A 25,383-nucleotide genomic window follows, 5' to 3' on the forward strand; every position below is an offset into this window, starting at 1 on the left:
TCGGCGCGGTGGGTCGGCTGACGGCCTCTCTTACAGGCTCGCGAGCTCGGGCAGGTCCGCGACGTCGATGGCGGCGCCCCCGGCTGCGGCCGAGCGGGCCACGGCGTCGGCCAGGAGCATCTCGCGGTAGCCGTCGGCGAAGCTGGCGCAGCGCGGCAGGGCGCCCTGCTCGGGGGTGATGCCGGCGATCTGCTGGAGGAAGGCGTGGGCCTGGTAGGTGAACTGCTCGATCTGGGTCAGGCCGACCCCGCCGAAGGCCATGGAGGAGCCCCGTGCGAAGTAGGGGAAGTCGGGATTGACCAGGACACGGCGGGCCCCGCCCAGCCCGGCTGGGGAGCTGACGTCGTCGATCTTGATCTCACCGCAGCGGGCCAGGTCCCATGAGGCTCGGCCCTTCGTGCCCAGCACGTCGACCATGAGGGAGTTGGGCAGTCCCCAGGCCACGCGCGAGCAGGAGAAGGTGCCCACGGCGCCGCTGGCGAAGTGCGCGGTGAAGGTGGCGACGTCGTCGTTCTCCACCGGCTCGTAGGTGACACTGGCGGAGTCGCCGGTGTCGAGGGCGGTGCCGCGGGTGACGTGGCCGGTGGCCACGGGGCGCTCCTTGATGGAGGTCATCATGGCGGCGCCCGAGACCGAGATGATGGGGCCGCAGATGACCTCGGCGGTGTCGATGAGGTGGCTGCCGACGTCACCCAGGGCCCCCGAGCCCATGGGGCCCTTGTAACGCCAGGCCATGGGAGTGGAGGGGTCGACGCCGTAGTCGCACCAGTAGCGGCCGTCGAAGTGGTTGATCTCGCCCAGGTGGCCCTCGGCGACGAGTTTGGCGAGCTCGGCCACAGCGGCGTTGCGGCGGTAGGTGAAGCCCACGCCGGTGACGACGCCGGCTTCTTTCTCGGCCTGGGCCATGGCGCGGGCGCTCTCGAGCGTGTCCGCCAGGGGCTTCTCGCACAGGACGTGCTTGCCGGCCTTGATGAGGGTCTCGGCGATCTCGCGGTGCAGGGCGTTGCCCACCACGATGGAGACGATGTCAATGTCCGGGTCCTCAGCCACTGCCCGCCAGTCGTCCACGGCGCACTCGTAGCCGTAGCGCTGAGCGGCGTCCTCGGCGAAGGGGAGGTAGGCGTCGGCGATGGTGTGCAGACGGACCTGCGGTAGGCCCAGATCGAAGACGGTGCCGACCTGACGCCAGGCGTTGGCGTGAGTGGTGCCGGCCATACCGGCGCCGATGACGGCGACTGACAGGGGAGTGGTGCTCATGGTTACCTCGGATGTCCTCATTGACGAGCGGGTGACTGGTTGAAGTCCTGTGCTGACATGAATTCACGCGCGTGAACTGATGACCTCAGTCTGCGTTCCGGCGGTGGCGATGTCAACCGGTGAGGAGATCTTCGTCCTGACAAAGGAGGCCGTTCCGAGGGGCGGGCGGAGAGTCTGGGACCGTGGTCCTCGGTCCGGCAGGCGAATCGAGGCGCCGCCGCTTCCGACGACGGTCGGTGCGTGAGCCGGCTCGGCGCCGGACGTAGTGCTCGTCAGCCGTGTTGTCTCATGACTTCTAAGAGTTTCGGATGCCGTGACATCTCAAGACACTGGGGCGACGGGTGGATCAGGCTTGATTGTCGTCACTCGCCCAGCCGGCAGGGGGCTGGTTGGGTCGTTGGGGTGGTGCCTGGCGTGTACTGCACGAGGGGCGGGGGCTACTGGGCAAGGTTCGGGGGTACTCCACAGGGGTGGGGTTCTCGTGCAGTACACACAACCCTTGATCAGTACACCCCCACCCTCGTGCAGTAGACCGGCCCGAGGAGGGGCCGGGCCGGGCGCCGGCGTTGAGTCAGTGCCATCAGGTCCTTGTGCAGGAGCCAGAAGGGGCCAGACAAGGAAGATGGGGCCGGACCTGGGCGGGGGCGCCAGAATCCCGCTGCAAGGACCCTGGGCTCGATCACGCGCGAGGCCCGGCGTCCACGCAGTGGACGTTAACTCTCTCCGCTGTCGATATGCCCGGAGGGGATCCCTGGAGTTCTGTGGTCTTTTCTCTGCTTGCGACGCCTGTGCGGTGTTGAAGTCCGCTGTGTGGACACCTACGACCTACCAGTACGACCTGCCAAGCCTCTTTCATCGGCTCGCCATCGCCTCAGGACGACCCGCCCCATCCCGGGGTCCCGTTCGAGCGAGCGTCTCAGAAGTCATGACACTCGCATGTCTCAGAAGTGAGGAGACAAGACGGTATCGCTCGTCAGCGCCCCAGGGATGAGGCTCGCACGACGAGCTCTGGCTCCAGGACCACGCTGTGGGCCTCGGTTCCGGTGGCTGCCCCGACCTGTGATCCGTCGTCGGACGTGAGCCCGGCGCGTCGGCACACCAGATCCACGGCCCGCTCGCCCAGGAGGTCCTCGGGCTGGTCGACGCTGGTCAGTGAGAATTCCTCGCGCAGGGCCAGGTAGGTGTTGTCGTAGGAGGCCAGGGCGACGTCGACCCCGGGTTCACGGCGACTCTCGCGCAGGACGGGCACGGCGTCGATGGCCAGGACGTCGTTGTGAATGACCAGGCCCAGCGGCTCGGGGTGGTCCTGCAGGACCGCCCGGGTGGCGGGGCCCGCGTCCTCGCCGCAGCTGCGTACCTCGAAGGCCAGACCGGCCGCGTCAGCGGCACGGGCCAGCGAGTGCTCACGGTCGTGTCGGGAGGCCGCGTCGGTCAGGCGCGGGCCGATGTAGCACATGGTGCGCATGCCCAGGGCTGCCAGATGGTCGACGACGAGGCGCGCGGCGGCCTCCTCATCAACCCGCACGGAGTCGACCCGCCCGCCGGGACTGCGTCGCCCGATGACGCATACGGGCACTTCCTCGCCGATGGCCACCAGGTCCTCGCCGGGCAGCCAGGGTGAGACGAAGATGATGCCCGCAACGCGCACGCCGAGCAGACTCTCGACGGCCTGGTGCAGGACCTCGGGCTGATCGGAGCCGACCGTGACGAACAGGGTGAGGCCGCGCCGGGCGGCCGCCCGTCCCAGGCAGGCCGCGACCTGCTCGAAGAAGGCGTTGCGCAGGTTGGGCAGTACCAGGCCGATGATGCTCGAGCGCTTCCGGGCCAGCGAGGAGGCCGAGACGTTGACCCGGTAGCCGAGAGAGGCGGCCACCTCCTCAATGCGCTCGCGGGTGCCGGCGGCGACCTTGGGGGAACCGCTCAGGGCAAGTGAGACCAGGCTGCGCGAGACCCCGGCGGCGCGGGCGACGTCGCTCTGGGTGGCGGCATGGGCCTTGGACACCGTCTCATCCTGCTTCCTGCGGCGCCGGGCTGTCTACTGCGGGGCGTGCTCGTGTGCGCGCCCGAATAGTGCGCAGGCTACAGGCCGACAGGCTGGGTCAAGGGTGAGCCGGAACGGTGCGCAGCAGCGTGGCGATCCCGGAGATGCCCAGGAAGATGAGTGCCGTCGCGGGGAGGGTCGCGCTGAGCAGGTAGTCCCAAAGAGTAGTGTGCTGGGTCGTCAGCCCGATCCCGTGAAGCAGCCCGAGAGCCGCTGCTCCTGCGCCGATCGAGAGGATTGAGACTGCGGCTCGCAGCGCCCGTCTGGCAGCCGGCCAGGGGGTGACGAGCTGCAGCGGGGGCAGGGCCGCCCAGGCAGTGATCCCGGTAATGCCGCAGACGAGTGCGCTCGAGGCGGGCGAGTCGTCCTTGAGCAGGTTTTCAAGCATCCCCTGGCCCGCGACGACCCAGAAGAGGACGCAGTAGGCGACCAGCAGACCGTCGCTCCAGGTGAGGCGGGGATTCTCGCGCTCCCAGCGGGGGACATCGGAGAAGAACCCATTCACTGTGCCTGAAACCCGTATCGAGGACACGACCTTTCCTCCTGTGCGTCATCGCGGTCAAGAGTGCCCTTTCCAGAATAAGACCACCGGTTCGCCCGTGCGAAGGGTGACGGTTGTCGGGCCCCGGCGGACCGGGCTGATCGCTCTGGTCGACGTCCTCAGGCCGCCTGGGAACGACGACGCTCCCGACCGGCGGTGGTCGGGAGCATCGAGGTGAGGCGTCAGCCGGTGGGGTGCGCACGGAGGGGGAGTCCGTGCGCGCCCCGCGACGTCTCAGGCCTTGAAGAGTGTGCCCTCAAGGTAGGCGCGCGCCTTGCGGGCGTACTCCAGGGGGTTGGCGATGGCCGGGTCCTGCTCGGCCTCCACCAGGATCCAGTTGCGGTAGCCGTGGTCCACCAGGAACTTGTAGGGCACGGTGAAGTCGATCGTGCCGTCGCCGGGAACGGTGAACATGCCGGCCAGGAAGGAGTCGAGGAAGGAGCGCTCGGCAGCCTTGGACTCCGCCATCTTCTCGGGGCGCACGTCCTTGAAGTGGACGTGCTTGATGCGGTCGATGGTGGCCTCCAGCAGGCCCATGACGTCGCCGTCGCCCACGTAGGCGTGGCCGGTGTCGAACAGGAGGGAGACCTTGGCCGGGTCGGTCAGCTCCATGAGACGGATGGTCTCCTCCTTGGTCTGGATGACCGTGCCCAGGTGGTGGTGGTAGACGAGCTCGAGGCCGTGGGCGTGGGCGACGTCGCCCAGGCGGTTGAGGCCCTCGGCCAGGACCGGCCACTGCTCCTCGGTGAGCACCGGCTTGTTGGTGAAGATGCAGACGTCACGGATGCCCTGGACCGAGCCGGTCTGCTCGGAGACGACGACGCGGGTGGCGCCCAGGTACTCCAGGTAGGCGCAGGTGGCCTCGAACTCGGGGATGACGGCCTCGACGCCGTCGCGCAGGATGAAGGAGGAGAACCACTGGGCGACGATCTTGATGCCACGGGCGTCGGCGGCGGCCTTGACCTCCTCCTTGGGCGGGAAGAAACCGGCGCACTCGGTTCCGGCGAAGCCGGTGTCGGCCAGGTCGAGGAGCATGTCCTCCAGGGTGTTGAAGGCACCGACCTCGGGGATGTCGTCGTTGCGCCAGGTGATCGGGTGCATGCCCCAGGAGATGCCGTGGGGGTCGGAGATTGCGGTTGCGGGGTCGAGTGAGAAGGACATCGTTGCTCCGTGTCTGGTTGAGGGGCTGGCCGGGTGTCTTGCCAGTGCGGTGGTAGTCAGTGATTCGGTGGTCAGTGGGTGAGTGGCGGGTCATGAGCCGGTGACTGGTGTGCCGTCGGCTCGTGGTCGCGGTCGGGGCGCTCCCGGGAGGCGGGTGCCGGCGCCGGTGCCGGGCGATGGGCCCGTGCAACGAACCTAGCAACAGGACTTTGTCCTGACAAGCCCTTTTCGGGCCCTCCCGGGAGCGCGTGTCGCGGGGGTGGGGTCAGGAGTAGAGCTTCTCCATCTCGACCTCGATCTCCTCCAGGGACTTGTCCTTGGTCTCCGGCATGATCTTGAACAGGATGACGGCCACGACCAGGTTGAGCACACCGTAGATGGTGTAGGTGACGCCGCCGCCCAGGGTCTCCATCATGGGCGGGAAGGTCCAGGTGATGATGGCGTTGGCGGTCCACATGCAGAAGATCGCCGTGCCGTTCATGATGCCGCGGACGTTGGCCGGGAAGATCTCACCCATCATCGTCCACACGATGGTGCCGTTGGAGGACTGCACGATGAGCATGAAGACGGACATGAGCCCCAGGATGAGGTAGGCGGCCCAGGCGGGCGGGGTGGTGTGGTTCGCCATGTGCGGGGCGATGAAGAACTGGAAGGTCGCGGCGATGCCCAGCAGGGTGACGCCCACGCCGATGACGTCGCCGATGAGCACCTGGCGACGACGGAACTTCAGGATGAGCCAGATGCCGATGGCCGAGCCGATGACCGACATGACGCCGTTGGCCACCTGGGCGGTGATGGACGCGGAGGTGGACATGCCGGCGTACTCCAGCACCTTGGGGGCGTAGTACATGACGGTGTTGACGCCGGTGGTCTGGTTGACCACGGCCAGGAAGATGCCGACCAGGAGCAGCTTGCGCAGCCAGGGCGTGGCCATGACGTGGCTGAAGCCCTTGCGCTGGGACTCCTCCTGCTTCTCGTGCTGACGAGCCTCGACCATCTCCATGATCTCGTCCTCGATGGAGCCGTCCTTCTCTGGGACGCGCACGCGCTTGAGGGAGCCGATGGCGTCGTAGAGGCGCTCCTTGGCCAGGTACCAGCGCGAGGACTCGGGCATGAGTCGGATCCCGATCCACAGGGCCACGGCCGGGATGGAGCACAGGACCAGCATGTAGCGCCAGGCCTCGCCGTTACCGGCGCTGATGCTGAGCTGGTCGAGGAAGGCGTGGTACTCGGCCCCGCTCATTGAACCGCCCTTGGAGGCCTGGAGCTTGGTGATCTCATCGAAGACGTAGGTGCCCGGGGAGAAGTGCCCGCTGGGGTCGTTGGCGATGGTGATCTTCGGGCCGCCCTGGAGGGAGTTGATGATGGCGTTCATCGAGAAGGCGAGCAGCTGACCGGTGACGATCATGAGCTGGTCGATGGCCACGATGGAACCGCGGATGCGTTTGGGCGCCGTCTCCGCCAGGTAGACGGGGACGGTTGCGGAGGCGGCTCCGACGGCGAAGCCCAGGACGACGCGGAAGGGGTACATGACCCACACGTTGGGGGCGATGGTGGTTCCGATCGCGCCGATGAAGAACAGGGCGGCCAGGACCGTGATGTTGTGCCGCCGGCCCCAGCGGTCCGACATGAGCCCGCCCAGCAGCGCGCCCAGCGCGGCGCCGACCAGCAGGGTGCCGCCGATGGCGCCTTCCTCGAAGGAGGTCAGCTGGAGGCCCTTGGCGTCGAAGGGCATGTACATGTACGGCAGGGCGCCGGAGATGACGCCGGTGTCGTAGCCGAAGAGCAGCGAGCCGAGCGTGGCCACGGCGGCGATAGCGACGACGCCGCGGTGCTTGCCCGAGGCCGGGGTCTTGGCGACCGCCTCATTGAGCTCTTCCCTGGTGAGTCCGCGCAGGGACGTCGTGACTCCCTGTGACATAGGGGGTCTCCTCTCAGCCCTGCGGCGACAGTGCCGCAGGGGGTCGTAGTGATAGGTGGTGATGGTGGAATGAAGGATGGGGTGAGCCGGCTCGGCTCGGAGCGCTCGGCGCGTCTCAGGCGTCGAAGGTGGTCCGGCCCTCGACGCGGGGCACCTCGTGCCACTGGCCGTCGGCAGCCGAGGCGACGACGGCCTCGTCGACCTCCGCGGCGCACCAGGCGTCGGCGGCCGAGGGGGCGACCTGCTCGCCGGTGATGATCGACTCGATGAACTGAGCAGCCTCGATGGCCTTCATGTCGTCAAAGCCCATGGAGGTGCCGATGGCCGGCTGGAAGCGCTGCCACTGGCCCCACTGGGGGCCGGCCATGGCGCGGGTGTAGCCGTGGGAGGCGCCGCCGTCGAGCACGGGGCAGATCTCCAGCTCGTTGAGGCGCTCGAAGTTCCAGCGGGCCGAGCCCTTCGTGCCGTAGACCTCGACGACGTACTCGGCGCGTGGGCCCACGCTGACGCGGGAGGACTCCATGGTGCCGACGGTGCCGTTCTCGAAGCGCACCAGCATGGAGACGTAGTCCTCGTTCTCCACCGGACCCACCTCGTCGCCGATCTCGAAGCCGGAGTGGCCGATGCCCATCTTGGTGGGAATGGGGCGCTCGGTGATGAAGGTGTCGGTGACTGCGGTGACCGAGGCGATGCGTCCCACGATGTACTGGGCCAGGTCCGCTCCGTGGCTCATGAGGTCGGGGACGACGCCGGCCCCGGCCTTCTCCTTCGACGCCCTCCAGGTCAGGGGGCCCAGAGGGGAGGAGTTGTAGTCGGCGATGAACCACACGCGCACGTTCGTGATGCGGCCGAGCTCGCCGCCTCGTACCAGGGAGCGCATGTACTCGATCGCCGGGGTGTGTCGGTAGTTGAAGCCGACGGCGGTGACCAGGTCGGCCTTCTCGGCAGCCTGGGCGATCTCGCGGGACTGTGCGGCGCTGACCCCCATGGGCTTCTCGATCCAGAAGGGCTTGCCGGCCTTGACGGCCGCCAGGGCCATCTCGTGGTGGAGGAAATTGGGGGCGCAGATGGAGACCGCCTCCACCTCGGGGTCGGCCAGCAGGTCGTGGTAGTCGGCGTAGGCGCGTTCGAAGCCCAGGCTGTCCACTGCCTCCTGGCGTACCTGGTCCACCGGGTCGGCGGCCGCGACCAGGCGCGGAGTCACGCCCAGCTCGGGGAAGCGCTCGGCGATGGCGCGGTAGCTACGGGCATGAAGCCGTCCCATCCATCCCAGGGAGATGACTCCGATGCCTAGTATTCTCTTGTCGGTCATTACGGTCCTTTCCGACAACACTGTCGGCTGCTGCGTGTGTGGAGGTGTATCCGGAGGCCCCGGGAAACACTCGTCGTTAATGACGTCTCAGAAACATATCAGAGTGACTTTGTCCTGACAAGATGAAGGTTGAATGAAAATTCATCCAGTGTGACCCGGGATGTTGGTCGGACTCGCCCGAGCGGCCTTCATCCGCCTGCCGGTGCGGGGTGCGTGCTGCTCGACCGTATCGCGGGTGCGGTCCGGGCGGGCTGATTGCGGGCCTACGAGTGGCCATCTACCTGCTGAAATGGCGTCGTCGGATAGGATGGGGCGAACGGTGCCCGAGGTCGGGTGCCGGGTCTCGCGCAACGTGCGGGATCTGTAGGCACAACGGTGTGGAAAGGAAGGCGTCTGCGGTGCAAGGACCTCGAGGACGCGATGGCCGGGTCACGATCAGGACCGTGGCCGAGCACGCCGGCCGTTCCATCTCCACCGTCTCGGCGGCACTCAACGGCTCCGACGGCGTCGCCGAGAAGACCCGCGAGGAGATCCTGCGCATCGCCGCCGAGCTCGGTTATCAGGCGGACCCGCGCGCCCAGTTCCTGCGCCGTAGCCACACCGGGCTCATCGGGGCCAGCTTCGCCATCGGGCAGGCCTACCAAGGGCTCATCGTGGACGGGCTCTTCCAAGCGGCCTCCACTCTGGGGCACGCGCTGGTCCTGGCCACCTCCACCCCGCACCGCGGCGTGGCCGATGGGCTGCGCTCCCTGCTGCTGGAGCGCTGCGAAGGCATCATCCTCATCGACCCCGACATCTCCATGGACGCCCTGGCTCACATCGTGGACCGCACCCCGGCGGTGCTCATCGGCAGCAGCACCGAGCTGAGTGACGTCGATGAGATCCACTCCCGCGACGACGTCGGCATCCAGCTGCTCGTCGATCACCTCATAGGCACTGGGCGGCGCCGCATCACCCACGTGGACGGTGGGGCGGAGACCGCCGCGAGGCGGCGGGTCGAGCGCTTCGGCCAGGCCATGGAGCAGCGCGGGCTGGCGGACAGCGCCCAGGTGGTGCCCGGAGGAGGCGATGAGGACAGTGGTGCCAGAGCGGTCCAGCACCTCATTGAGTCCGGTGAGCTGCCCGAGGCCCTGCTGTGCTTCAACGACCACTGCGCTGTCGGGGCCCTCATGGAGTTGCGCCGCCAAGGCGTGCGCGTCCCGCAGGACGTGGCAGTCACCGGCTATGACGGCATTCCGGTGACGGCGGCCACGGCCTTCTCCCTGACCACGGTGCGCCAAAACGCCGGCCTCATCGCCGAGGTAGCAGTGCGGGCGCTGCTGGCCCGTATGCACCCCGACCATGGCGGCCAGATCCCGGTGGGGGTCGCCGGTGCGGACCGGCGTCTGGGCGGGCACCTCTACCGGGTGGTACCCGAGCTCGTTGTTCGCGACACGACGGCCCGCGCCGCATGAACGTCGGAACAGTGCCCGTGCGCTACGCGGTATGTGGCGTACGGTGATGACCTGGATGTCAGGACCGAGGGGTGCATGCCCCCGCACACTGGGACAGGAACCATGATCAACGGAGAACTCATCGACCTGGTCGCCGGCGACTATGAGGCGCGCATCGCCACGTCAGGCGCCATGCTCGTCCACCTGCGCAGGCAGGGACGCGACCTCATCATGCCCTTCGACGCCGAGGCCACGCTGCCCGCGGGCTGGCAGGGCAAGACCCTGTTGCCGTGGGCCAACCGCATCGCCGGCGCCCGCTACGACTACGGCGGTACCGAGTTCCTCGTGGCCTGCAACGAGCCGGCCAGCGGCTCCGCCCTTCACGGCCTGGCCGGCTGGATGGACTGGCAGGTCGTCGACGATGACCCCTCCGGCCCCGACGACGGCGCTCCACGCAGCCAGGTCGTTCTCGAGCTGAGCCTGCTCGCCTCCTACGGCTACCCCTGGAGCCTGGAGGTCAGCGCCTGCTTCCGGCTCGGCGCCGAGCGCGGACTGAGCATCACGGTGACCGCCACCAACGTCGGTGCGGCCAGGCCCGTCCCGCCGGTTCCCGGAGCCCCCGAGGTCGACGGCGAGCTCGGTCCCGCCCCCTACGGCGTCTCCTGCCACCCCTACCTGACGCGCTCGGTGCCCTTGGACGACTGCGTTCTGACCATCCCCGCCGGAGAGGTCCTCGACGTCGACGAGCGCATGGCTCCCACGCACCGTCGCAGTGTGGAGGGCACCGACTGGGACTGGCGGGGCGGCCGGCTCGTCGGCGCCACCCGGACGGATAACGCCTACACCGCCCTGCCCGAGGGCACCTGGCAGGTGAGCCTGCGCGGCGGGCAGGGGAACCGAGCCGTCGTCATGAGCTCGGACGTGCCCTGGGTGCAGGCCTACACCGCCGATGAGCTCGGCCGCCCCGGCGTGGCCATCGAGCCCATGACCTGCCCGCCCAACGCCTTCAACAGTGGAGAGGGCCTTGTCGCCCTGGCGGTGGGGCAGTCCCACTCCTTCACCTACCGCCTGCACGAGGAGGACTGAGAACGCAATCCGCCTGCCGAGCCTGTCTTGTCTCCTCACTTCTGAGACGCTCGCTCGGGCGGGAATCCGGGGTGGGGCGGCTGCCCTGGAGGCGACGGCGGGTCGATGAAGGAGAGCCCGTGGGTCGTCGGTGCCCATGGCGCGGACATCAACTCCGCACCGACGTCGAATCCCGACGAACAATCGCAGAATTCCAACGATCCCCGCTGTGAGCATCGACGCCCGGCCCGTTGATGTCCGCTGAGTGGACACCGGGCCGCTGGCGGGAGCGACTCCACGGGGTCTTGGTGGTGAGGGTCGGGCACCTCTGCCCCATCCGCCCCACCTGGCCCCTGTCCCGGGTCCCGGTGGCACCGACGCAACGCTGCCCGGCCCGTCCTCCGCTCCCGGGACGGCCTACTCCACGAGGGCGGGGATCTACTGGCCAGGGGTTGTGCGTACTGCACGAAAGCCCGACCTACGTCGAGTACACACGAACCTCCTCCGGTAGCACCCCACCCTCGTGCATTGCGTCCAGGCGACGCCGGAAGCCACCTGGGCGACCGCACCCTGCCAGCGGAGCGAGCAGCGGCTCTCGCGCCTGGGAAACCGGCCCCACCGGTGTCTTGAGACGTCATGACATCCGAACTCTCAGAAGTCATAAGACAACACAGCGGCCTGCTGAGCCCGCAAGGTCCCGCAGGTGCTGGAAACGCACGGTGGGCGTCGTCAAGCTGGACTGCTCGACGACGCCCACCGGCGTCTACCAGGGGCGTGCTTCGCCCGGGTGTCAGTTCAGGCGCACCGGCTGACCGGAGTGGGCCGACTCCGTGGCGGCCTCGGCCAGGCGCAGGGCGGCGATGGCGTCGCCGATGCTGGTGGGAGGCGTGGTGCCGGACTCAACGGCCTCGATGAAGGCGCTCAGCTCGATGCGGTAGGCGTCGGCGTAGCGCTCCAGGAAGAAGTCGAGGTAGGGCTCCTGGGCGTCGGTGACCTCGCCGTTGGACAGGCGCACCGTGGTGGCGCGGATGTTCTCGGCGAACAGGGCGCCCTCGCGTCCCGAGGCCTCGAGGCGCTGGTCGTAGCCGGAGGAGCAGTGGCGGTTGTTGATAATGGTGGCCACGGCGCCCGAGGTGGCCTTGAGGGTGACGACGGCGGCATCGAAGTCGCCGGTGTCCTTCAGCGCCGGGTCGAGGTTCTGGCCGGCGGCGTAGACCTCCTCGATCTCGCCCAGGAAGAAGCGGGCGGTGTCGAAGTCGTGGATCGTCATGTCCCGGAAGATGCCGCCGGAGACCTTGATGTACTCCGCCGGCGGGGCCGCCGGGTCACGGCTGATGATGGTCAGCTGCTCGATGTCGCCGATCCTGCCGGCCTCGACCGCAGCGCGGGCGGCGGCGAAGCTGGGGTCGAAGCGGCGGTTGAAGCCGAACATGACGGGGACCGTGACGGCGTCGAGCTCGGCCTGGGCGGCCTCGACGTCCTTCATGTCCAGGGCGATCGGCTTCTCGCACAGCACCGCCTTGCCCGCCTTGGCGGCCGCCAGCAGGTGGGGGATGTGCAGCGGCGTGGGTGAGCCGACGATGACGGCGTTGATCTCGGGGTCGGCGAAGACCTCCTCGGCGTCCTTGCAGGACCGGGCGCCGTAGGTGGCGGCGAGCTTCTCTGCGGCGTCCTCGAAGGGGTCGCAGACCAGTGCGAGCTCGGCCTGAGGGTGGGCGGCGATGGTCTTGGCGTGGACGTGGCCGATGCGGCCGGCGCCGATGACGGCGATGGAGAGCATCCTTGCTCCTTCTGCGTGAGAGATACGTGCGTAGGTGATGGTGTGTGGTGGTGGGGGGGGAGGGCGGGTCGACGGCGCGGAACGTGTCTGAGCGCGTCGTCGACCCACCCGGTGCGGCGGGTGCCGCCTGCGGCCGTCCGGGCCCCCACCGAGACCCGGACGGACCCAACCGGATCGATCAGGGCTGGGGCATGATGACGTCGCGCACCAGAGCGTCGAGGTCGGCGTCGGCCTGGAGGAAGCCGCGCAGGGTGCGACGGGTGGCGCCGAAGGAGTCGAACTCCTCGGGCGTCATGCCGTCGGGCTCATAGGCGCGCACGAACTCGGGGATGGACAGGAGCGTCTCCATGATCTCGGGGGCGACGGGCTCGTCGATGCGCTCGACGACCTTGTAACCGGAGTCGTTGATGAGCTTCTGCCAGGCGAAGGGCGGGGAGACGACCAGGTCGCCGCCCACCAGCTCGGACCACTGCAGCACGTTGCGGAAGGCGGCCGACAGCACGCGGGCGCGCAGGCCACGGGCCTGGAACTCCTGGTAGGCGCGCTTGAGAGCGGCCACGCCGCCCCACTCCAGGTGGCCGGGGTCGAGGAAGAGCTTGTCCCGCTTGGCCACGATCTTGAGCCAGTCGTCCAGGCGGCCGCCCATAAGGGTGACGACCGGGCCCATGGTGGAGACGTCCTTGCCTTCGGCCTCGCGGCGCTTGAGGCCGCGCTCGATGGCCTCACCGGTGGCCACGGCCTGGGGCACCGAGAAGGAGACTGTCACGTTGACCGACACGCCCCGGTAGGTGGCGTCCTCGATGGCCTTGACGCCCACCGAGGTGGCGGGGATCTTGACGATGATGTTCTTGGCCAGGTTCGAGAACTCCTCGGCCTGGTCGGCCAGGGCCTTGGCGCTACGGGCCAGGCGCGGGTCGGTCTGCATGGACAGACGGCCGTTGCGCCCCTTGTGCTCCTCGAAGATGGGCTCGAGCAGCTTGGCCGCCTCGATGCTCATCTCGCGCACGACCTGCCAGCCGATCTCGGACTCGGTGGCCTCGGGCATCTCCTCGGCGAGCTCGGCGATACGGGGGAGCCAGACGTCCTTGCGCTGGTTGATGCAGGTGTAGGCGATGGTGGGGTTGCAGGTGGCGCCCACGCCGCCGAAGGAGATGGACTGGCGCAGCTCGTCGGGGTCGGCCGAGTCGTTCCACAGTGCGGTGGGCGTGTTGCGGGCGGCGTCGAGAAGGGGTCCAGGGGTGTATTCGATGCTCATCGGTTCTGTGCTCTCTTTCGGGTTCATCCGCGTAGGCGTCCTTGCAGCCGCGGTCCGGTAGCCCCTATTGAAGTGTGTCCGGCGCTGTCTGTCAACAATTGTCAGGACAAAGATTCCTGGGAGTGGTGACGGCTCCGCCGCCGGTGCCGCTGCCGGCGGGAGGGTTAGCTCGAGAACAGGGAGGTCTCGAAGGTGTAGCGCGAGGCGCGGTAGATGTGCTGGCCGTACTCGATGACGCGTCCCGACTGGTCGTAGGTGATGCGGGTGGCGGTCAGCAGGGCGGCGCGGCGACGCTCGTGGAGCTGCTCGGCCTCGCGGGTGGTGGCGTTGCGGGCGCCGATGACCTGCTTGGCGGTGGTGGGGATGATGTCCTGAGTGCGCAGGAGGTCGTAGAGGCCGCCTTTCTCCAGCTCCTCGCGGGTGGGGGCCATGGAGGCCGGCATGAGGTTGGACAGGACGGCGATCGGCTCCCCGTCGGCGCAGCGGATGCGGGTGCAGGACACGACGGCGGTGCCCTCCTCGACCTCGAGGTGCTCGGCGGCCTCGGCGTCGGCCTCGTGCTCGGTGTAGTCCAGCACGGTGGTGGAGGTGGCGTGGCCGGCCGCGGAGAGGTCCGCCAGGAGGCTGGTCAGCTGCATCGGCCGGTGGACGTGCATGGGGGAGACGATCGTGCCCACACCCCGACGGCGCTTGACCAGGCCGCGGTCCACCAGGTGCTGCAGGGCCTGGCGTGCCGTGGGACGGGAGACCTCCAGCCGCTTGGCCATGGAGAGCTCGTCCTCGAGCCGGGTGCCGGCCGGCAGGGTGCCGTCAAGGATCAGAGAGGCCAAAGGCTCAGAAATTTGTGTGTGCAGTGGGGTCTTGGAGTCGCGGTCAATCGTGATGTCGAGGGCGAAAGGGAGTGTTGAATCGGGCATGAGATGAGCCTGTGCGTCAGACGTGATAATGCCTTGAGCATACGGATGGCTCACTCCGATGTCACGTACCGTCGTCATGGCGACCGCAATGGCGGCAGTGGCGGCAGGTGTCGCCATCGCCGTCGTGCCTGTTGAGGCGGGTCCCGCGCGGTCGGCGAGCTCGGGTTGACCGCACGATCGTCTGATGCCAAATGTTCTAACAAATGCTTGACCTGGCGCCTGACTGTGAGGCAGGCTTCGCAATGACGCCCGGCGCAGGCCCCACTCCTGGAGTCCTGCGGGCCCCAAGGATGTGGAGACGCGATCACCGTGACGACAGCAACGACTGCAACCAGCGAGACGACCGGGGCGGCTGTGCCCGAGACGCGGTCCGAGGACCAGAAGCCGCTTGACGTCCTGACCATTGGACGTTGCGGCATCGACATCTACCCGCTTCAGGTCGGCGTCGGCCTGGAGGACGTGGAGAGCTTCGGTAAGTTCCTTGGAGGCAGTCCCACCAACGTGGCCGTGGCCGCCGCCCGCTACGGGCACAGATCTGCCGTCGTCACCGGCGTGGGCAACGATCCCTTCGGGCGCTTCGTGCACACAGAGATGCGCCGTCTGGGAGTCGACGATCGCCATGTCGTCACCAAGGCCGCCTACAACACCCCGGTCACCTTCTGCGAGATCTTCCCGCCGGATGACTTCCCCCTCTACTTCTACCGCGAGCCCTCGGCCCCGGACCTGGAGCTGACCTGGGAGGACCTGCCGCTCGATGCCATTCGTGACGCCTCCATCTTCTGGATCTCGGTGACCGGACTGAGCAAGGAGCCCTCGCGCTCATCCCACCACGCGGCCCTGGGAGCCCGTGACCGGAAGCGCTTCACGATCGCCGACCTCGACTACCGCCCCATGTTCTGGAAGGACAAGGAGACGGCCCACCGGGAGGTCTCCAAGATCCTGCCCAAGGTCACCGTCGCCATCGGTAACCGTGAGGAGTGCGAGGTCGCCGTCGGCGAGAGCGAGCCCGAGCGCGCAGCCGACGCCCTCCTGGAGGCCGGTGTCGAGCTGGCCATCGTCAAGCAGGGTCTGGAGGGGACGCTGGCCAAGACCCGAGACGAGCGGGTGGAGATGCCCGTGACCTCGGTGACCACGAAGAACGGCCTGGGTGCCGGAGACGCCTTCGGTGGGGCCATCTGTCACGGCCTGCTGTCGGGCTGGTCGCTGGAGAAGACCATCTTCGCGGCCTCCACCGCCGGAGCCATCGTCTCCTCGCGCCTGGAGTGCTCCACTGCCATGCCCACCGAGCCCGAGCTTCTCGAGCTCATGCGCGCCCGCCGCGACGAGGTCGCCCCGGGTCTGACGGACCTGTGAGGAGACACTGATGAGCACGACCCCCACCTCCACCCCCTCCGTCTCCGGTACGGCCTCCGGCGGTGGTCCCAGGCCACTGACGGATGCCGTCACCGAGATCCGGGCCACCGACCCCGGCCGTATCGGACGGGTGCTGGCCCAGCGCCCCCGCGCCGGCCTGGCCGGGGCCGGGCGCCTCATGGTCATCGCCTGTGACCACCCCGCCCGCGGGGCCCTGGGTGCCGGCGAGCGGCCCCTGGCGATGGCCGACCGTGAGGACCTCCTTCAGCGCTGCGTGGCGGCACTGTCCCGTCCCGGCGTCAACGGCTTCCTCGGAACCGCCGAGATCATCGAGGACCTGGCTCTCCTGGGAGCCCTGGACGGCAAGCTCGTCTGGGGCTCGATGAACCGGATCGGTCTCCAGGGCGCCTCCTTCGAGATGGACGACCGTTTCGGCGCCTACGACGTCGAGGGGATCGAGGCCTCGCACCTTGACGGCGGCAAGATGCTCACCCGCATCAACTACGCCGACCCCGGCAGCGCCTCCACCCTGAAGTCCAGTGCTGAGGCCATCGACTCCCTGTCCGAGCGCGGGCTGAACGCCATGATCGAGCCCTTCATCTCCCGCTGGGAGGACGACCGTATCGTCAACGACCTCAGCGAGGAGGCGGTCATCCGCTCCATCTGCATCGCTCAGGCGCTGGGGCGCAGCTCGGCACACACCTGGCTCAAGCTGCCCTGCGTGAGTGAGCCCGCCTCGATGCGGCGGGTCATGGCCTCCACATCCCTGCCCAGCCTCATCCTGGGCGGCGAGGTCTCCGCCGACCCCGAGGCCACTCGGGCCTCCTGGGCCGCGGCCCTCGAGCTGCCGGGCGTCAGGGGCCTGGTCGTGGGCCGCTCCCTGCTCTACCCCCGCAACGACGACGTCGAGGCCGCCGTCGACGCCGCCGTCGCCCTGCTGTGAGCGCCTGACACACACGGGCCGCCGCCCCGGCCCGTAGTCGCCGCAGCCACCGCGACCACCGTCAATCGGCCCCGACCGGACCACAGATACGAGACAATCCGCACGAGTACCACCCAGGAGCTAAAGGAGCACACCATGGGTCACACCGACCGCCCCGCCCAGCCCGAGACGTCGGGCCAGTCCCGCTACGTCATCCGCGCCGGCGACCTCGCCCACGACAGCTACGAGCTCGACCTCACCCCCGACAGGGCCGGCTGGGAGTGGTCCTCCCTGCGAGTGTTGGCGCTCGCCCCCGGCAGCAGCCTGACCGTTCCCGCCGGCGAGCACGAGTACCTCGTCCTGCCCCTGTCCGGGGGCTGCGCCGTCCAGGCCGGCGGAGAGCGCTTCGAGGTGGCCGGACGCGAGTCGGTCTTCACCGACATCACCGACTACGTCTACGTCCCCCGCCGCACCGAGGTGACCCTCACCAGCGCCGGCGGCGCCCGCATCGCCCTGCCCGGTTCCAAGGCCACCGCCGACAAGCCGCTGCGCTACTGCCCGCGCTCCGAGGTCGGCACCGGCCTGCGCGGCGCCGGACCCTCCTCGCGTCAGGTCAACAACTACGCCCTGGGCAATGACGTCGAGACCTCCCACCTGCTGGCCTGCGAGGTCCTCACCCCCGGGGGCAACTGGTCCTCCTACCCGCCCCACAAGCACGACGAGCACTCCGAGGTCGAGCGGGTCCTGGAGGAGATCTACTACTACGAGGTCCGCTCCGGCGAGGGTGACGCCGAGGGCTTCGCGCTCCAGCGCATCTACCCCTCACCCGGGCACGACATCGACGTGTGCACCGAGGTCCGCGGCGGCGACGTCGTCGTCATGCCCTACGGGTACCACGGGCCCTCCGTGGCCGCCCCCGGCTACGACCTCTACTACCTCAACGTCATGGCCGGCCCCGCCGAGGACTCGGTGTGGCTCATGACCGACGACCCCCACCACACCTGGGTGCGCCAGACCTGGGAGGGGCAGGAGGTCGACCCGCGCCTGCCCATGACCCCCATGAACGACTAGCCGACCCGTCTTTCGACCGCACCCACCACCTGAGAAGAGCAGAGAAGAACCACGATGAGCAACGAAGCCTACGCCGGCACGATCCGCCTGACGGTCGCCCAGGCCACCATCCGTTTCCTGTCCAACCAGTACTCCGAGCGCGACGGCGTCGAGCAGCGCCTCATCGCCGGTGCCTTCGGCATCTTCGGCCACGGCAACGTGGCCGGCATCGGCCAGGCCCTCCTGCAGAACGAGATCGCCCGCGCCGACGGCGAGCAGGAGATGCCCTACATCATGCCCCGCAACGAGCAGGGACAGGTGCACGCGGCAGCCGCCTTCGCCAAGACCACCAACCGTCTCCAGACCTACATGTGCACGGCCTCCATCGGCCCGGGCTCCCTCAACATGGTCACCGGCGCCGCCCTGGCCACCACCAACCGCCTGCCGGTGCTGCTGTTCCCCTCCGACCAGTTCGCCACCCGCGTCCCCGACCCCGTGCTTCAGCAGCTCGAGGACCCCACCAGCCTGGACGTCAGCGTCAACGACGCCTTCCGGCCCGTCTCGCGCTTCTTCGACCGCATCAACCGGCCCGAGCAGCTCATCCCCTCGCTGCTGAACGCCATGCGCGTGCTCACCGACCCCGCCGAGACCGGCGCGGTCACCGTCGCCATGCCCCAGGACGTCCAGGCCGAGGTCTTCGACTGGCCCGTGGAGTTCTTCCGCAAGCGCGTGTGGCACGTGCGCCGCCCGGTGCCCGAGCCCGCTGCGCTGGAGCGCGCCGTCGCCCTCATCAAGGCCGCCAAGCGCCCCCTCATCATCGCCGGCGGAGGCACCATCTACGCCGGCGCCAGCGAGGAGCTGCGCGCCCTGGCCACCGCCACCGGCATCCCGGTGGGCGACACCCAGGCCGGCAAGGGCGCCATCAACTTCGACCACCCCAGCGCCGTGGGCGGCGTGGGCTCCACCGGGTGCGACTCCGGCAACCACATCGCCGACAAGGCCGATCTCATCATCGGCGTGGGCACCCGCTACTCCGACTTCACCACGGCCTCCAAGACCCAGTTCAAGAACCCCGACGTGAAGTTCGTGAACATCAACGTCACCCCCTTCGACGCCGCCAAGGAGAGTGCGGAGATGGTGGTGGCCGACGCCCGTGAGGCCCTGACCGCCCTGACCGAGGCGCTCGCGGACTACCACGTCGACCAGGCCTACTCCGATGAGATCACCGCCGAGAAGGAGGCCTGGCTCAAGGCCACTGAGCGCTGCTACCACCTGGATCACGGGCCCTTGCCCGCCCAGACCGAGGTCTTCGGCGCCCTCAACGAGCTCATGGGGGAGGAGGACGTGGTCATCAACGCCGCCGGCTCCATGCCCGGCGACCTCCAGGCCCTGTGGCAGGCCCGCAGCCCGCTGCAGTACCACGTGGAGTACGCCTTCTCCTGCATGGGCTATGAGGTTCCCGCCGCGATGGGTGTCAAGCTCGCCCGGCCAGAGGCCGAGGTGGTCTCCATCGTGGGTGACGGCACCTACCAGATGCTCCCCATGGAGCTGGCCACCGTGGTCCAGGAGAACATCAAGGTCATCTACGTCCTGCTGCAGAACTACGGCTTCTGCTCCATCGGTGCGCTCTCGGAGTCCCGCGGCTCCCAGCGCTTCGGCACCAAGTACCGCCAGCGCGGCGAGGGCAGCCACCTGGCCGATGAGCAGGTCATCGACGGTGTCGACATCGCCGTCAACGCCCGCTCCTGGGGGCTGGACGTCCTCGAGGTCCACACCATCGAGGAGTTCAAGGAGGCCTACCGCAAGGCCGAGGCCTCCGACCGCCCCACGATGATCCACATCGAGACCGACCTCTACGGCCCCAATCCGCCCGGGTCGAGCTGGTGGGACGTCCCGGTCTCGGGTGTCTCCGCCCTGGAGTCCACCCAGCGCGCCTACGAGGACTACCAGCGCGACCGCAAGCCCCAGCGTCACTACCTGTAAGGGCACTACCTGGAGGGATCGCAGGGTAGGCGCGGAACGGCGTGCAGCTCCTGCGCCAACCGCGACGGCGGGGTCCACGGCGGTCAAGGCCGTGGGCCCCGCCGTCCGCCTTGGTGCGCGTACGCGGGCTTCTGGCTGGGGCCTCGGGGCGTCGTCGAGGAACGCAGGGGGTCTGGAAGGATCACGATGTGGTCAACGCCCCCATTTTGTTCTGACAAAACGACGTCATCTGCTGCGTAGGACGTTAGGCTGGGGGCACATGCAAGGCGCTGGGCGCCCGACCGGCCCTCCACTGAGACCTTGGTCGGGGTTGTGCCCGGTTAACCCCATAGGCGGGGACGGGCCCGCGAAACCGACAATCAGGAGTCGATAACGATGAGAACGATCACGCACTGGATCGACGGAAAGCCGTACGAGGGCACTCCCATCGGCCGCTTCGCCGTCGAGAACCCGGGAACCGGTGAGGTTGAGGCGGAGCTGCTTCAGGCCTCCGACGCCGACCTCGACCACGCCGTCGAGGTCGCTCGCCGCGCCCAGAAGGAGTGGGCCAAGGTCTCGCTGGCCAAGCGCACGGAGATCATGTTCCGCATGCGCCAGCTGGTCCTGGACCACCAGGACGAGATGGCCAAGATGATCGTGGCCGAGCACGGCAAGAACTACTCCGACGCCATCGGCGAGATCCAGCGCGGCCGTGAGACCCTCGACTTCGCCACCGCCATCAACGTGGCGCTCAAGGGCGAGTTCTCCTCGGGCATCTCCACCGGCGTGGACATCCACACCCTGCGCCAGCCGGTCGGCGTCGTCGCCGGCATCTGCCCCTTCAACTTCCCGGCCATGGTGCCCATGTGGATGCACCCCATCGCTGTCGCCACCGGTAACGCCTTCATCCTCAAGCCGGCCTCGGCCACGCCCTCGGCGGCGCTGCTGACGGCCGAGCTCTACAAGGAGGCCGGCCTGCCCGACGGCGTCTTCAACGTCGTCTCCGGCAACCGCACCATGGTCTCCAAGGTCCTCGAGCACCCCGGGATCGACGCGATCTCCTTCGTGGGCTCCACCCCGGTGGCCCACATCGTCCAGAACACCGGTGTCACCCACGGCAAGCGCGTCCAGGCCCTGGGCGGGGCGAACAACCACGCCATCGTCATGCCCGACTCCGACCTGGACTTCGCCGCCCAGCACATCTCCGCCGCCGCCTTCGGGGCCGCCGGTGAGCGCTGCATGGCCCTGCCCGTCGTCGTAGCCGTGGGCGGCTGCGGTCCGGACCTGGCTCGCCGCGTCAAGGCCCACGCCGAGAAGATCAAGGTCGGCTACGGCATGGACGAGGGTGTCGAGATGGGTCCGGTCATCGACGCCAAGTCCAAGGAGTTCATTACCGGCCTCATCGACGACGCCGAGTCCCGCGGCGCCGAGATCGTCCTCGATGGACGCCCGCTGGTCATCCCCGGTCACGAGAAGGGCCACTTCCTCGGCCCGACCATCGTGGACAACGTCCCCCTGGAGTCCTCGCTCTACACCGAGGAGGTCTTCGGGCCGGTGCTCGCGATCGTCCACGCCGACACCTACGAGGAGGCCATCAAGCAGGTCAACTCCTCGCCCTTCGGCAACGGTGCGGCCATCTTCACCAACGACGGCGGCGTGGCCCGCCGCTTCGAGCTCGACGTCGAGGCCGGTATGGTCGGCATCAACGTACCGATCCCGACGCCGGTGGCCTACTACTCCTTCGGTGGCTGGAAGGAGTCGCTCCTGGGCGACACCCACATCCACGGCCCCGAGGGCGTGCGGTTCTACACCCGTGCCAAGGCGGTCACCAGTCGCTGGCCCTCGGAGAAGACCTACGCCGCGACCATGTCCTTCCAGCGCGAGGAGTGAGCGCGGCCGCCCCGCCATCCATCGCCGCGGACGCACCGTAGGCCTCAAAGACTGATCGCAGGATCAGTCCGCGAGACCTACGGTGCGTCCGCGCATTGTTGGGACCACCAGAGATCAGACATCTTTGTTAGTACAAAGACCTAGACTCTTGATCGGCGGGGGCGTACAGTGGGTGTCACGTCCGAAACGATTCGGAGACCGCCTCGCGAAGGAGACAACGATGTCCAAAGCCGTCAACACCAACGATCCCAGGTACTCCAAGCTCACCATCGGCGTCTGCCCTGACCAGTGGGGTGTCTGGTTCCCCGAGGACCCCAAGCAGATGGACCCCCGTCAGGCATGGGAGGAGATGGCCGAGGCCGGCTTCGAAGTCATTGAGACCGGCCCCTTCGGCTACTTCCCGACCGACCCCAAGGAGCTCCAGAAGTGGTGCGACGCGTTCGGCATGAGAGTGGTGGCCGGTACCGGCTGGGGCATCCTGCACAAGCAGGAGGCCTGGGAGACCACGCTCAAGACCTTCCGAGCCATCGCTGAGACCCACGCCGCCGTTGGTGCCGAGTACATCGTCCACCTGCCTCCGCTCTACCGCGACGACAAGACCTGGGAGTGGACCGACGACCGCGTCCTGTCCGACGACGCCTGGAAGCTCTACGTCGAGCACGCCAACGCCTTGGGCCAGATGCTCCTGGACGAGTACGGCCTCAAGATGGTGCTCCACCCCCACGGCGACTCCCACATTGAGACGCCCGAGGAGATCGCGCGCATCTTCGACGCCACCGACCCGACCTACGTCAACCTGTGCCTGGACTCCGGGCATGTCGTCTACGGCGGCGGCGACCCCGTCGAGCTGTGCCGGAAGTACCCCGAGCGCATCACCTACGTCCACATCAAGGCCTTCGACGAGGACATCACCCGCGAGGCCCACGAGAAGGACTGGCCCTTCGGTGAGGCCGTCACCAAGGGCGCCTCGGTCTGCCCACCCGCCGGACTGCCCGAGATGCACGAGTTCGTCGATGCCCTGGCGGCCCTGGACAAGCCGATCTACGCGATCTGCGAGCAGGACTGTTACCCCTGCGACCCCTCCTTCCCCAAGCAGAACGCCATCAACATGCGCACGTACCTGGCCGAGTGCGGTCTGGGACTGGCCTGAGGCCTCCTGCCGCTCGATTCGGCCGACCTACCGCTGACACCACCTCAACGAGGAGACACATCATGACTGCACGCATCGGACTCGTCGGCGCCGGCGGCATGGGCCGCGCGCACCTGGCCCGCATCGCGGGTGTCCTGTCCGGCGGCGAGATCGTCGCCGTTGCCGACATCAACCACGAGGCCGCGGTCTCGGCCGCGGAGCCCTACGGCGCCAAGGCCTACGACAGCGCCGATGAGCTCATCGACGACCCGAACGTCGACGCCGTCCTCATCGCGACCTTCGGCAAGGTCCACGCCCCCGACGTCATCAAGGCCATCGAGGCCGGCAAGTACGTCCTGTGCGAGAAGCCCCTGGCCACCACCGCCGAGGACTGCATCGCCATCATGGATGCCGAGCAGAAGGCCGGCAAGAAGCTCGTCACCGTGGGCTTCATGCGCCGTTTCGACGCCGCCTACAACGAGATGAAGAAGGTTCTCGACGACGGCGACAACGGCCAGGCTCTCCTGGTCCACAACCGTCACCGTAACCCCACCGTGCCGGAGTCCTACACCTCGCGTATGGCCATCGACGACACGGCGATCCACGAGATCGACACGATGCGCTGGCTCCTGGGTGAGGAGATCGTCAAGGTGCGTGTGGAGCGCCCCAAGTCGACCACTCACCGCTTCGACCACCTCATCGACCCGGTCGTCGTCGTCATGTACACCGAGTCCGGCGTGCGTATCGACGACGAGGTCAACGTCAACCTGCAGTACGCCTACTCCATCGAGTGCGAGCTCGTGCTGGAGACCGCCGCAGTGAGGCTGGGTGACCAGGAGAGGATCCACATCCGCGACATCCACGGCGACCGCAACGCCATGTGCCAGTCGCACATCGACCGCTTCGAGGCCGCCTTCAACCGTGAGGTGCAGGAGTGGATCAACGCCGTGGCCCGCGACGAGCACACCGGCTCGACCTCCTGGGACGGCTATGCGGCCACCTCCGTGGTCGACGCGGCGGTCGCCTCGCTGGAGGACGAGTCCTCCCCGATGGTCGATGTCGAGCTCATCGCCAAGCCCGCCTTCTACGCCTGACAAGCCTCCCCGTCGTCGTCCCTCCCGGCGCACTGCTACTGCCGAGGTGCTTGCGATTGCTGCGTGTTCGCCGGCGCTCCGGCACGCGCGCCGGGCAGACGGCGACGGGGTCCGTCCACCTCGCTCGTCCTGGGAGGCACTCGGCCCCGCCTCCCGGGACGACGACTATTCGGCGGCAGGAAGGGGAGCTCCCGGACGTCGTCGAAAAGATTGAAAACTGCCACCCTCAACTACTTCCCCCGACGGGTTTGTCATGACATTATGGGTGTTGTCGACATGGCCGTCGGCCCCTGAGAGGAGACCTTCTTGGTAGACATCGCCCTTGACCCGAACATGTACTACCGCACCATGTCCACGGTGCGCACGCTCTACAAGGCCGCCGAGCTGGGCTTCGAGTACGTCGAGCTCTCGCCCAACGCGGACTTCCACTTCTGGCACCACCGCCCCGCTGCTGACGACGCCTTCGTCGCCGATCTCAACAAGGCGCAGAAGGAGACGGGTGTCAAGGTGCGCACCCTCAACCCCGTCTTCAACTGGTCCTCGCCCGACGAGGAGGAGCGGCGCGCCCAGGTGTCCAACTGGCGGCGCCTGCTCGAGCTGGCCGACCAGATCGACGTCCGGGAGATCACCTCGGAGTTCTCCGGAGACCGCAACCAGGCCCGTCGCAGCGAGGAGCAGTGGTTCCGTTCGATCGAGGAGCTCATCCCCGACTTCGAGCGCTACGGCATCCGCCTTAACATGGAGGCCCACCCCTACGACTTCGTTGAGCTGCACGACCCCGCCCTGAACCTCGTGCGCGCGGTCAACAAGGACTGGATCGGCTACGAGTTCTGCTGCCCGCACGCCTTCCACCTCTCCGACGGTGCCGGCGACGTCGAGCGCATGATCCGCACCGCCCACGAGGCCGGCAAGCTGCGCGAGGTCCACATCGCCGACGGCTTCAACCACCGTGCCAATGACGGCAACCGTTACATCGTCAACCCACCCGGCGCTGACGTCACCGTCCATCAGCACAACGAGATCGGCAACGGCGAGGTCGACTGGGACGCCGTCTTCTCCACGCTGCGCGACATCGGCTTCGGCGGCGTGCTCTCCGTGTGCGTCTTCGGCTGGCACGAGCACGCCGATGACATCAACCGCCGAGTGCTGGCCCGGCTGACCGAGGAGCTGGGCGCCTGAGCCCTGGTGGGGTCGGTCGCCCTGTGAGCTGCGAGGCGACCGACTCGTGTCCCGTCCTCTGAGAGTCCTGAATCCGACACTTCTATTTATTAATAGCGAAAAGTGGGACGAATCGTCCAGC

The 25,383-nt window shown here is 68.1% G+C and carries 19 protein-coding genes; 10 read left to right on the forward strand and 9 right to left on the reverse strand.

Annotation, left to right across the window (positions count from 1 at the left end; translation table 11 throughout):
* Nucleotides 1–30 precede the first annotated feature (30 nt).
* From BKH33_RS06740 to BKH33_RS06765, 6 genes are all read right to left on the reverse strand, one after another.
* Nucleotides 31–1,257: a Gfo/Idh/MocA family protein gene (locus BKH33_RS06740; protein ID WP_003784943.1), complete on the reverse strand. Its 1,227-nt coding sequence runs from the start codon at nt 1,255–1,257 to the stop codon at nt 31–33.
* Nucleotides 1,258–2,230: 973 nt separating this feature from the next.
* Nucleotides 2,231–3,259, reverse strand: coding sequence for a LacI family DNA-binding transcriptional regulator (locus tag BKH33_RS06745; protein ID WP_003784933.1), 1,029 nt, complete (start codon nt 3,257–3,259; stop codon nt 2,231–2,233).
* A gap of 97 nt (nt 3,260–3,356) precedes the next feature.
* Complete coding sequence (locus tag BKH33_RS06750; protein ID WP_232621466.1) at nt 3,357–3,803, reverse strand: pre-mRNA-splicing factor; 447 nt, start codon at nt 3,801–3,803, stop codon at nt 3,357–3,359.
* Nucleotides 3,804–4,073: 270 nt separating this feature from the next.
* Nucleotides 4,074–5,000 (reverse strand): myo-inosose-2 dehydratase, encoded by a 927-nt coding sequence (gene iolE / locus BKH33_RS06755; RefSeq protein WP_003784923.1) that lies wholly within the window; start codon nt 4,998–5,000, stop codon nt 4,074–4,076.
* 265 nt (nt 5,001–5,265) lie between these two features.
* Nucleotides 5,266–6,921, reverse strand: coding sequence for an MFS transporter (locus BKH33_RS06760; protein ID WP_076069414.1), 1,656 nt, complete (start codon nt 6,919–6,921; stop codon nt 5,266–5,268).
* Between the two features lie 115 nt (nt 6,922–7,036).
* Complete coding sequence (locus BKH33_RS06765) at nt 7,037–8,233, reverse strand: Gfo/Idh/MocA family protein (RefSeq protein WP_003784939.1); 1,197 nt, start codon at nt 8,231–8,233, stop codon at nt 7,037–7,039.
* Between the two features lie 443 nt (nt 8,234–8,676).
* Here BKH33_RS06765 and BKH33_RS06770 point away from each other — a divergent pair, with 443 nt between their 5' ends.
* Both BKH33_RS06770 and BKH33_RS06775 read left to right on the forward strand, forming a co-directional pair.
* Nucleotides 8,677–9,687, forward strand: a complete 1,011-nt coding sequence (locus BKH33_RS06770) for a LacI family DNA-binding transcriptional regulator (RefSeq protein ID WP_100219066.1) — start codon at nt 8,677–8,679, stop codon at nt 9,685–9,687.
* A 102-nt stretch (nt 9,688–9,789) separates the two neighbouring features.
* Entirely contained in the window at nt 9,790–10,752 is a 963-nt protein-coding gene (locus BKH33_RS06775; protein WP_003784945.1) for an aldose 1-epimerase family protein, read from the forward strand.
* A gap of 769 nt (nt 10,753–11,521) precedes the next feature.
* Here BKH33_RS06775 and iolG read toward each other — a convergent pair.
* The 3 genes from iolG to BKH33_RS06790 form a co-directional block, all read right to left on the reverse strand.
* Nucleotides 11,522–12,511 (reverse strand): inositol 2-dehydrogenase, encoded by a 990-nt coding sequence (gene iolG, locus BKH33_RS06780; RefSeq protein WP_076069417.1) that lies wholly within the window; start codon nt 12,509–12,511, stop codon nt 11,522–11,524.
* A gap of 178 nt (nt 12,512–12,689) precedes the next feature.
* Complete coding sequence (locus tag BKH33_RS06785; protein WP_043539625.1) at nt 12,690–13,766, reverse strand: transaldolase family protein; 1,077 nt, start codon at nt 13,764–13,766, stop codon at nt 12,690–12,692.
* Nucleotides 13,767–13,930: 164 nt separating this feature from the next.
* Nucleotides 13,931–14,683 carry a GntR family transcriptional regulator gene (locus tag BKH33_RS06790; RefSeq protein ID WP_043539623.1) on the reverse strand — a complete coding sequence of 251 codons (753 nt, stop codon included), beginning with the start codon at nt 14,681–14,683 and terminating at the stop codon, nt 13,931–13,933.
* Between the two features lie 309 nt (nt 14,684–14,992).
* On the opposite strand from BKH33_RS06790, the gene iolC reads away from it, so the two are divergent.
* The 8 genes from iolC to BKH33_RS06830 all read left to right on the forward strand — a co-directional run bounded on the left by iolC (nt 14,993) and on the right by BKH33_RS06830 (nt 25,262).
* Nucleotides 14,993–16,036 carry a 5-dehydro-2-deoxygluconokinase gene (iolC, locus tag BKH33_RS06795; RefSeq protein WP_003784307.1) on the forward strand — a complete coding sequence of 348 codons (1,044 nt, stop codon included), beginning with the start codon at nt 14,993–14,995 and terminating at the stop codon, nt 16,034–16,036.
* Between the two features lie 10 nt (nt 16,037–16,046).
* Nucleotides 16,047–16,979: a Cgl0159 family (beta/alpha)8-fold protein gene (locus tag BKH33_RS06800; protein WP_003784300.1), complete on the forward strand. Its 933-nt coding sequence runs from the start codon at nt 16,047–16,049 to the stop codon at nt 16,977–16,979.
* 135 nt (nt 16,980–17,114) lie between these two features.
* Entirely contained in the window at nt 17,115–18,029 is a 915-nt protein-coding gene (gene iolB, locus BKH33_RS06805) for a 5-deoxy-glucuronate isomerase (protein ID WP_003784310.1), read from the forward strand.
* A 54-nt stretch (nt 18,030–18,083) separates the two neighbouring features.
* A complete protein-coding gene (iolD, locus tag BKH33_RS06810; protein ID WP_076067126.1) occupies nt 18,084–19,991 on the forward strand; it encodes a 3D-(3,5/4)-trihydroxycyclohexane-1,2-dione acylhydrolase (decyclizing) in 1,908 nt (635 codons plus the stop codon).
* Between the two features lie 375 nt (nt 19,992–20,366).
* Nucleotides 20,367–21,860, forward strand: coding sequence for a CoA-acylating methylmalonate-semialdehyde dehydrogenase (locus BKH33_RS06815; RefSeq protein ID WP_003779283.1), 1,494 nt, complete (start codon nt 20,367–20,369; stop codon nt 21,858–21,860).
* 220 nt (nt 21,861–22,080) lie between these two features.
* A complete protein-coding gene (locus tag BKH33_RS06820) occupies nt 22,081–23,010 on the forward strand; it encodes a sugar phosphate isomerase/epimerase family protein (protein ID WP_003779297.1) in 930 nt (309 codons plus the stop codon).
* Nucleotides 23,011–23,072: 62 nt separating this feature from the next.
* Nucleotides 23,073–24,083, forward strand: a complete 1,011-nt coding sequence (locus tag BKH33_RS06825) for a Gfo/Idh/MocA family protein (RefSeq protein WP_003779291.1) — start codon at nt 23,073–23,075, stop codon at nt 24,081–24,083.
* 306 nt (nt 24,084–24,389) lie between these two features.
* Nucleotides 24,390–25,262: a sugar phosphate isomerase/epimerase family protein gene (locus BKH33_RS06830; protein ID WP_003779286.1), complete on the forward strand. Its 873-nt coding sequence runs from the start codon at nt 24,390–24,392 to the stop codon at nt 25,260–25,262.
* Nucleotides 25,263–25,383 lie beyond the last annotated feature (121 nt).

Origin of the sequence: Actinomyces naeslundii, assembly GCF_001956585.1 — a bacterium.
GTDB classification, from domain to species: domain Bacteria; phylum Actinomycetota; class Actinomycetes; order Actinomycetales; family Actinomycetaceae; genus Actinomyces; species Actinomyces naeslundii.

Bases quoted from the DNA above. Each gene is read 5' to 3' on its own strand.
- iolB (WP_003784310.1), top strand. From the start codon at position 17,115: ATGGGTCACACCGACCGCCCCGCCCAGCCCGAGACGTCGGGCCAGTCC.
- BKH33_RS06800 (WP_003784300.1), top strand. From the start codon at position 16,047: ATGAGCACGACCCCCACCTCCACCCCCTCCGTCTCCGGTACGGCCTCC.
- BKH33_RS06790 (WP_043539623.1), bottom strand. From the start codon at position 14,683: ATGCCCGATTCAACACTCCCTTTCGCCCTCGACATCACGATTGACCGC.
- iolE (WP_003784923.1), bottom strand. From the start codon at position 5,000: ATGTCCTTCTCACTCGACCCCGCAACCGCAATCTCCGACCCCCACGGC.
- BKH33_RS06765 (WP_003784939.1), bottom strand. From the start codon at position 8,233: ATGACCGACAAGAGAATACTAGGCATCGGAGTCATCTCCCTGGGATGG.
- iolD (WP_076067126.1), top strand. From the start codon at position 18,084: ATGAGCAACGAAGCCTACGCCGGCACGATCCGCCTGACGGTCGCCCAG.
- BKH33_RS06820 (WP_003779297.1), top strand. From the start codon at position 22,081: ATGTCCAAAGCCGTCAACACCAACGATCCCAGGTACTCCAAGCTCACC.
- BKH33_RS06825 (WP_003779291.1), top strand. From the start codon at position 23,073: ATGACTGCACGCATCGGACTCGTCGGCGCCGGCGGCATGGGCCGCGCG.
- BKH33_RS06760 (WP_076069414.1), bottom strand. From the start codon at position 6,921: ATGTCACAGGGAGTCACGACGTCCCTGCGCGGACTCACCAGGGAAGAG.
- BKH33_RS06775 (WP_003784945.1), top strand. From the start codon at position 9,790: ATGATCAACGGAGAACTCATCGACCTGGTCGCCGGCGACTATGAGGCG.
- iolG (WP_076069417.1), bottom strand. From the start codon at position 12,511: ATGCTCTCCATCGCCGTCATCGGCGCCGGCCGCATCGGCCACGTCCAC.
- BKH33_RS06815 (WP_003779283.1), top strand. From the start codon at position 20,367: ATGAGAACGATCACGCACTGGATCGACGGAAAGCCGTACGAGGGCACT.
- BKH33_RS06785 (WP_043539625.1), bottom strand. From the start codon at position 13,766: ATGAGCATCGAATACACCCCTGGACCCCTTCTCGACGCCGCCCGCAAC.
- BKH33_RS06740 (WP_003784943.1), bottom strand. From the start codon at position 1,257: ATGAGCACCACTCCCCTGTCAGTCGCCGTCATCGGCGCCGGTATGGCC.